This window comes from Intrasporangium chromatireducens Q5-1 (assembly GCF_000576575.1).
GTDB classification, from domain to species: domain Bacteria; phylum Actinomycetota; class Actinomycetes; order Actinomycetales; family Dermatophilaceae; genus Intrasporangium_A; species Intrasporangium_A chromatireducens.
Genome location: NZ_AWQS01000177.1, coordinates 1 through 7,955, shown reverse-complemented (window position 1 = coordinate 7,955; position 7,955 = coordinate 1). Strand labels below are relative to the sequence as shown.

Here is a 7,955-nt window from a genome sequence, read left to right as displayed (position 1 = left end):
GTGGCCTCTCGACGGGTCAGGGGTGGGAGCGCTCCAGCAGCAGGCGGCGGCGGGACCCCGCAGCCGGCGCTCGCCCCCGCACCGAGGCCACCCCGGCCAACCTCTGCAGCGCCGCCATGTGGCCGCAGAACGCGTGCCGGCCCATCTCGGTCAGCCCGATGATCGTCACGGAGCGTGACCCGGCCCGCTCCTTGCGGACCTGCAGGTAGCCGGCCGCCTCGAGCGCCTTGAGGTGCTTCGAGAGGGCCGAGTCGGTCAGGCCCGTCGCGTCGCGGACCGTCGCGAACCTCGCCTCGATGACGGGGGCGAGCAGCCCGCAGATCTGCAGGCGGCTCGGCTCGTGGACGAGCTGGTCGAAGAGGGGCTTGGGCACGCCCAGATCCTACGGCGCCGACCCGCCCGACTTTCCTCGGGGGAAACCCCAGCGCAAGCCCGCTGACCAGCGACGACGCCACTTCGCGGCATACGGGCCCCTTGCGGCGCCGCGGGGCCGCGGCTTGGGTGGGACTACCGCACGCACTCAAGGAGGATGGGTCATGTCCCAGACCGTCAAGGGAGTCATCAGCCGCCGGAAGGGAGCCGACGTCGAGCTCGTCGACGTCGTCGTGCCCGATCCCGGCCCGGGCGAGGCCGTCGTGAAGATCCAGGCGTGCGGCGTGTGCCACACCGACCTGCACTACAAGGAGGGCGGGATCAACGACGACTTCCCGTTCCTGCTCGGGCACGAGGCGGCGGGCATCGTCGAGGCGGTCGGGGACGACGTCACCGAGGTCAAGCCAGGCGACTTCGTCATCCTCAACTGGCGGGCCGTCTGCGGGCAGTGCCGGGCGTGCCGCAAGGGGCAGCCGCAGTACTGCTTCGCGACCCACAACGCAAAGCAGAAGATGACCCTGACCGACGGCACCGAGCTCACGCCGGCCCTCGGGATCGGCGCCTTCATCGAGAAGACGCTCGTCGCGGCGGGCCAGTGCACCAAGGTCGACGAGGCCGACCCGGCTGCCGTCGGGCTGCTCGGCTGCGGTGTCATGGCCGGCTTCGGTGCTGCCGTCAACACGGGTGAGGTCAAGCGCGGCGAGTCCGTCGCGGTCATCGGGTGCGGCGGAGTCGGTGACGCGGCCATCGCAGGCGCGGCCATCGCGGGCGCGACGACGGTCATCGCCGTCGACATCGACGACGCGAAGCTCGAGCAGGCCAAGCAGTTCGGTGCGACGCACACCGTCAACTCGAGCAGGACCGACCCGATCGAGGCGATCCGCGAGCTGACCGGCGGCAACGGCGCGGATGTCGTCGTCGAGGCCGTCGGACGGCCCGAGACCTACGAGCAGGCCTTCTATGCAAGGGATCTCGCCGGCCGCGTCGTCCTCGTCGGCGTTCCGACCCCTGACAAGCAGGTCACCCTGCCGATGATCGACATCTTCGGCCGTGGTGGCGCGCTCAAGTCGAGCTGGTACGGCGACTGCCTGCCGAGCCGGGACTTCCCGATGCTCGTCGACCTCTACAAGCAGGGCCGCTTCGACCTCGATGCCTTCGTCTCGGAGCGGATCGGGCTCGGCGACATCGAGGCGGCCTTCGCCAAGATGGCGCGCGGTGAGGTCCTCCGGTCGGTGGTGGAGCTGTGAGCGCGGAGCGGGCCTCCATCGAGCGGGTCGGGAGCGTCTCCCCGCACGGCGTGCGAGTCGACCACACCGTCACGAGCGGCACCTTCAGCCTCGACGGCGGCACGTGGGACGTCGACAACAACGTCTGGGTCGTCGGCAACGACGAGGAGTGCGTCGTCATCGACGCCCCGCACGAGGCCGCCCCGATCCTTGCGGCGATCGGCGACCGTCGCCTCCTCGCGATCCTGCTCACGCACGCCCACGACGACCACGTCACCGTCGTGCCACAGCTGCTCGCGGCCCACCCCGAGGCCGTCGTCGCGCTCCACCCGGACGACAAGGTCCTCTGGGACCAGACCCATCCGGAGCTCCAACCGACCCGGGGCCTCGCCGACGGTGACCGCATCCGGGTCGGTGACGTCGAGCTGCAGGTGCTGCACACACCGGGGCACGCGCCCGGTGCCTGCTGCTTCTACGCCCCGGTGCTCGGGGTCGTCTTCACTGGCGACACCCTCTTCGCGGGCGGTCCCGGCGCGACGGGTCGGTCCTACTCCGACTTCGGCACGATCATCGACTCGATCACGACGAAGCTCTTCCCGCTCCCGCCCGAGACCGTCGTCCACACCGGGCACGGCGACTCGACGACGATCGGGGCGGAGTCGCCGTCGCTCGACGAGTGGATCGCGCGCGGCCACTGAGCCCCGAGTGAGCATCGCAGCGAGGAACGAGCGAGGAGCGGAGCGAGAGGCGCTCAGGGGCCAGAAGACGGGCCACTGAGCGCCCAGCGGGAGCAAGCTGAGCGGCATACCTCTCGGGTATGCCGCCCAGCCACGTCACGAGGTCGGGCTCGCTCCGGCCCGCCACTAGACTCACGCGGGTGAGTCTCCAACTGTTCGACACCGCCGACCGCGAGCTGCGCGTGTTCACCCCGCGCGAAGAGGGCCGGGTCGGGATGTACATCTGTGGGCTCACGACCCAGGGCGCGCCACACATCGGGCACATCCGCTTCGCCGTGGCGTTCGACGTGCTGCGGCGCTGGCTCGAGATCGGCCACGGCTACCGGGTGACCCTCGTGCGCAACGTCACCGACATCGACGACAAGGTGCTGCGCAAGGCGGCCGAGGCCGGCGAGGAGTGGTGGGCGCTGACCTACCGCAACGAGCGGCTCACCACCGAGGCGCTCGAGGCACTCGGCGTGCTGCCGGCGACGTACGAACCGCGCGCGACCGGGCATGTCACCGACATGGTCACGCTCATGGAGACGCTCATCGAGAAGGGCCACGCCTACGCGGCGCCCGACGGCTCCGGTGACGTCTACTTCGACGTGCGCTCCTGGCCCGACTACGGGTCGCTGTCGCACCAGTCCCTCGACGACATGGCCAGCGCCGACGACGCCGACCCGCGCGGCAAGCGCGACCCGCGGGACTTCGCGCTGTGGAAGGGCCGCAAGGCCGAGGAGCCGGAGAGCGCCTCGTGGCCGACCCCTTACGGTGCGGGCCGGCCGGGCTGGCATCTCGAGTGCTCGGCGATGGCGCGGCGCTACCTCGGTGACGAGTTCGACATCCACGGCGGCGGCATCGACCTGCGTTTCCCGCACCACGAGAACGAGCAGGCGCAGTCGCGCGCGGCCGGGCTCGGCTTCGCGCGCTACTGGCTGCACAACGCGTGGGTGACGGTCAAGGGCCAGAAGATGGGCAAGTCGCTCGGCAACTCGCTCGAGGTCCGCGAGCTTCTCAGGACGACGCGGCCGCTCGTGCTGCGCTACTACCTCACCGCGGCCCACTACCGCTCGACGATCGAGTACCACCCGGGCTCGCTCGAGGAGGCGGCTGCCGCGGTCGAGCGCATCGAGGGCTTCCTCGAGCGCGTCTCGCACCGTCGCGAGGTGCCTCCGGCCAGCTCGTATGCCGCTGAGGACCTTCCCGAGGACTTCCGCGCCGCGCTCGACGACGACCTCGGCGTCCCCGGGGCACTCGCCGTCATCCACGAGACCGTCCGGGCCGGCAACACGGCGCTGGACGAGGGCGACGACGACGCGGCCCTGGCGGCCGCCTCGGCCGTCGTCGCGATGGCCGAGGTGCTGGGGGTCAACCCGCTGGCCGAGCACTGGAGCCGGTCCGCGGACGGGACGACCAGTCACGTCGCCGAGGAGGCGCTGGAGGCCCTGGTGGCGCAGGCGCTCGAGGCGCGCCAGTCGGCCAGGCAGGAGCGGGACTTCGCCAAGGCGGACGCGATCCGTGACGAGCTCGCCGCGGTCGGGATCGCGATCGAGGACACGCCCTCGGGCGCCCGGTGGTCGCTGAACCGGTCGGCCGGGTCGGACGCGACTGGGTCGGGCTCGCTTGGGTCGCACTCGCCTGGGCAGGAGTCGGCGGGGTCGGAGTCGGCTGGATCGAACGATTCGGGAAGGGTCTGACATGGCGGGCAACTCACAGCGGCGGGGCGCCGTCCGCAAGGGCGGCAAGGGGGCGACGGTCGGCACGGGTGGCCACAGCAAGCGCGCCCTCAAGGGCAAGGGACCGACGCCCAAGGCCGTCGACCGCGAGTACCACCCGGCGCACAAGCGAGCGAAGGCTGCGGCCAAGCACGGCACCTCGTCAGGCGGCCGGGCACCGGCCGGCCGCGGCTCCACCGGCGCCCGGTCCACGAGGCGCGGCAAGAGCGCGACGGAGATGGTGGCCGGACGCAACTCCGTCGTGGAGGCGCTCCGGGCCGACGTCCCGGTCTCGGCGATGTACGTGGCGACGCGGATCGACTCCGACGACCGGATCCGGGAGTCGCTGAAGCTCGCGGCCGGGCGGGGCCTACCGATCCTCGAGACTGCTCGCACCGAGCTCGACCGCCTCACCGACGGTGCCGTGCACCAGGGCATCGCCCTGCAGGTGCCGCCCTACGACTACGCTGACCCGCGCGACCTGATCGACCCGGAAATGCCCGGGGTCCCCTTGGTCGTCGCGCTCGACGGGATCACCGACCCGCGCAACCTCGGGGCGATCATCCGCTCGGTGGCCGCGTTCGGCGGGCACGGGGTCGTCGTGCCGGAGCGGCGCTCGGTGGGCATGACCGCGTCGGCGTGGAAGACGTCCGCCGGCGCAGCGGCGCGCATCCCCGTGGCGAAGGCCGCCAACCTGACGCGGTCCCTCGAGGACTTCAAGAAGGCCGGCTTCTTCGTCATCGGGCTCGACATGGACGGCGACGTCGAGCTGCCCGAGCTCTCGCTGGCCGACCGTCCCCTCGTCGTCGTCACCGGCTCCGAGGGCAAGGGCCTGTCCCGACTGGTGCGGGAGACCTGCGACCAGATCGTCTCGATCCCGATGAGCTCCGCCGTGGAGTCGCTCAACGCCGGGATGGCGACCGGCGTCACGCTCTATGAGATCGCGCGGCAGCGGCGACCTCGCTGAGCCCGGGTCGTCGGCGCCGTGGTGGGGAGCGTGCGCCTCCTGCGGCTGACGGGAGACCGGGCCGCGTGGGGCGCCCGTGCACCGGGAACAACCGATCCCCTTCAATCGTCGACTGGTGGGAGGTGCACCCGTCACAGGGCGGACGGGTACCCTGAGGCCGGCGCAGGGCGCCGGACACGTCGCCGAGAAGAGGACATCCGTGGGCAAGAACACAGCTCGGGCCGAGGCCACGCGCAAGGCGGCCGAGATGCGCGCTGCGGCCGCGCGCAAGGAGCGCCAGCAGAAGCAGCTGATCACGGCGGCCGTCGCGGTGGTGGTCGTCGTCATCGCCGCCGTCATCGGTCTCGTCATCGCCAGCCAGCCGGACAAGGCCCCCGCCTCGGCGAACTCGGCCGCCGACACGGCCGTGGCCAAGCTCGGCTCCCTTCCCGCCGCAGCGTTCGACGCCGCCGGCAAGCCGGCCACGCCCAACGCGATCCCGCAGAAGCTCGACGGCGGCAAGGTCCTCAAGAACGGCGACAAGCCGGAGGTCCTCTACGTCGGTGCCGAGTTCTGCCCCTACTGCGCCACTGAGCGCTGGTCGCTCGTCGCGGCTCTCGAACGGTTCGGCAACTTCTCGGGCCTGACGACGACGCGCTCGGCCGAGAACGACGGCAACATCCCCACGGTGTCCTTCAAGGACTCGAAGTACACGAGCGACTTCATCGCGTTCCGCGCAGTCGAGACCCAGGACCGTAACGGCAAGCAGATCGAGCAGATCCCCGCGGACATCGAGCCGCTGTTCAAGAAGTACGACGCGCCGCCCTACGTCGATGCGCAGAGCCAGGGCGCGATCCCGTGGACGTTCTACGGCACGAACCAGACCGTTGGCTCCGGCGTCCCGATCCAGCCCTTCGTCAGCCTCACCGACGACACGGCCTGGACGAAGATCGTCGACCAGATGATGACGGGCAAGGGTGACTACGGGCAGCCGATCATGGCCAACGCCAACGCGATCACTGCCCAGATCTGCACGCTGACCGACAACAAGCCCTCCGACGTCTGCGCCAGCCCCGCGGTCGTCCAGACAAGCGCGATGCTGAAGAAATGACCCGCGACGTGACGAGCTCGACGCGCGGGGCGGCCACGGTCGTCGCCCCGCGTGAGCGGCCGCGCTGGCTCATCCCCACCTCGCTGGTCCTCGTCGTCATCGGCCTGCTGACCTCGATCTACCTGACCTACGAGCACTTCACCGACAACGCGACGCTGGCGTGCACGACCACGGGGGTCATCGACTGCGTCAAGGTGACCTCGAGCCAGTGGTCGACGCTGTTCGGGATCCCCGTCGCCCCGCTCGGTCTCATCTTCTTTGTCGTCCTGCTCGCCCTCTGCTGGCCCTCGGTCTGGCGCCGCGGCGAGGCCTGGCTCGACTGGGCACGCACCGGCTGGTTGACCATCGGCATCGGCATGGTCGTCTACCTGGTCTGGGCCGAGGTGGCGAAGGTCCACGCGATCTGCCTCTGGTGCACCGTCGTCCACGTGACGACGTTCGTGCTGTGGCTCGTCGTGATCTTCGGCCAGATCCTCTCCGGACCGCCGACCCGGTCGACGCCCGCGCGTCGCTGACCCCCTGGGGCGAGCGCGCCGCCCGTCGCGCCGTGCCACGATGGACGGGTGGCCCTCCAGATCACGACCGCCCGTCCCACGCCCGAGCTGCTCGACCTGCCGTGGCGGCGGCCGCTCGAAGAGTGGCCGGAGGAGGTCCTCGCGGCGCTGCCACGGGGCATCTCTCGGCACGTCGTGCGGTTCGTCCGGCTGGGCCGGCGCGTGCTCGCGATCAAGGAGATCAATGCCGAGATCGCCGACCGGGAGTACGCGATGCTGCGCAACCTGCGCCGCCTCCACGTGCCCGCGGTGCAGCCGCTCGGGGTCGTGCACGGGCGCGAGGCCGCCGACGGCACCCCGCTCGACGCCTGCCTGCTGACCCTGCACCTCGAGTTCTCGCTGCCGTACCGAGCCCTGTTCAGCCAGAGCCTGCGCCCCGACACGGCGGTGCGTCTCATGGACGCCCTCGCGCTGCTCCTGGTGCGCCTGCACCTCGAGGGGTTCTGGTGGGGGGACGTCTCGCTGTCGAACACGCTGTTCCGCCGCGACGCCGGCGCGTTCGCCGCCTATCTGGTCGACGCCGAGACCGGGGAGCTGCACCCGTCGCTGTCCGACGGCCAGCGCGCTCACGACCTCGACCTCGCCCAGGTCAACATCACCGGTGAGCTGATGGACCTGCAGGCGGGTGGGTTCCTCGAGAACGGCGACCCGTTCGAGATCGCGGCCTCGATCGTCGAGCGTTACCACTCCCTATGGGAGGAGCTCACCGCGCCGGAGCGCTTCGGTGTCGGCGACCGGTGGCGCGTCGACGAGCGGATCCGGCGCCTGAACGACCTCGGTTTCGACGTCGACGAGCTGAGCATCACGACGGACGTCGACGGCACGCACATCCAGATCCAGCCCAAGGTCGTCGACGCGGGACACCACTCCCGGCGGCTGCTGCGCCTGACCGGGCTGGACGTGGGGGAGAACCAGGCCCGGCGCCTGCTCAACGACCTCGACTCGTTCGCGGCCGCGACCGACCGGCAGGGCGACGATGAGGAGCTGGTCGCCCATGACTGGCTCACGAAGGTGTACGAGCCGGTTACCAGGGCGGTGCCGCGCAACCTGACCACTCGGCTCGAGCCCGCGGAGGTCTTCCATGAGGTCCTCGAGCACCGGTGGTACATGAGCGAGCGCGCGGGCCACGACGTGCCGATCGAGGACGCGATCCAGGACTACATCCGCACGGTGCTGCCGGCCAAGCCGGAGGAGGAGTCCGTCGTCGGGGTCGACACGATCGAGATGCCCGTCATCGCCAAGCACGACTGACCCTCCCCGTCGACAGCGCGCGTCTCCCCGTCGACAGTGCAGCACTCCCAATCGACAGTGC

The 7,955-nt window shown here is 70.9% G+C and carries 8 protein-coding genes; 7 read left to right on the top strand and 1 reads right to left on the bottom strand.

Annotated elements, in window-relative coordinates; translation table 11 throughout:
- Positions 1 to 16: 16 nt before the first annotated feature.
- Complete coding sequence (locus N864_RS16505) at positions 17 to 373, bottom strand: transcriptional regulator (protein WP_081793959.1); 357 nt, start codon at positions 371 to 373, stop codon at positions 17 to 19.
- Between the two features lie 163 nt (positions 374 to 536).
- On the opposite strand from N864_RS16505, the gene N864_RS16500 reads away from it, so the two are divergent.
- The 7 genes from N864_RS16500 (at position 537) to N864_RS16470 (ending at position 7,894) form a co-directional block, all read left to right on the top strand.
- Positions 537 to 1,619 carry an S-(hydroxymethyl)mycothiol dehydrogenase gene (locus tag N864_RS16500; RefSeq protein WP_034719298.1) on the top strand — a complete coding sequence of 361 codons (1,083 nt, stop codon included), beginning with the start codon at positions 537 to 539 and terminating at the stop codon, positions 1,617 to 1,619.
- Positions 1,616 to 2,296, top strand: a complete 681-nt coding sequence (locus N864_RS16495) for an MBL fold metallo-hydrolase (RefSeq protein ID WP_081793958.1) — start codon at positions 1,616 to 1,618, stop codon at positions 2,294 to 2,296. Before N864_RS16500 ends, N864_RS16495 begins: the two co-directional genes overlap by 4 nt.
- A 179-nt stretch (positions 2,297 to 2,475) precedes the next feature.
- The gene (cysS, locus tag N864_RS16490; protein ID WP_081793957.1) at positions 2,476 to 4,014 is read left to right on the top strand and encodes a cysteine--tRNA ligase; all 1,539 of its coding nucleotides are present in this window, start codon (positions 2,476 to 2,478) and stop codon (positions 4,012 to 4,014) included.
- Position 4,015: 1 nt separating this feature from the next.
- Positions 4,016 to 4,999, top strand: a complete 984-nt coding sequence (gene rlmB / locus N864_RS16485) for a 23S rRNA (guanosine(2251)-2'-O)-methyltransferase RlmB (protein ID WP_034719296.1) — start codon at positions 4,016 to 4,018, stop codon at positions 4,997 to 4,999.
- 199 nt (positions 5,000 to 5,198) lie between these two features.
- Positions 5,199 to 6,089, top strand: a complete 891-nt coding sequence (locus N864_RS16480) for a DUF929 family protein (RefSeq protein WP_034719294.1) — start codon at positions 5,199 to 5,201, stop codon at positions 6,087 to 6,089.
- Entirely contained in the window at positions 6,086 to 6,604 is a 519-nt protein-coding gene (locus N864_RS16475; RefSeq protein WP_051518703.1) for a vitamin K epoxide reductase family protein, read from the top strand. The genes N864_RS16480 and N864_RS16475 overlap by 4 nt, the downstream gene beginning before the upstream one ends.
- Positions 6,605 to 6,652: 48 nt before the next feature.
- Entirely contained in the window at positions 6,653 to 7,894 is a 1,242-nt protein-coding gene (locus N864_RS16470) for a DUF4032 domain-containing protein (RefSeq protein WP_034719291.1), read from the top strand.
- Positions 7,895 to 7,955: the final 61 nt, after the last annotated feature.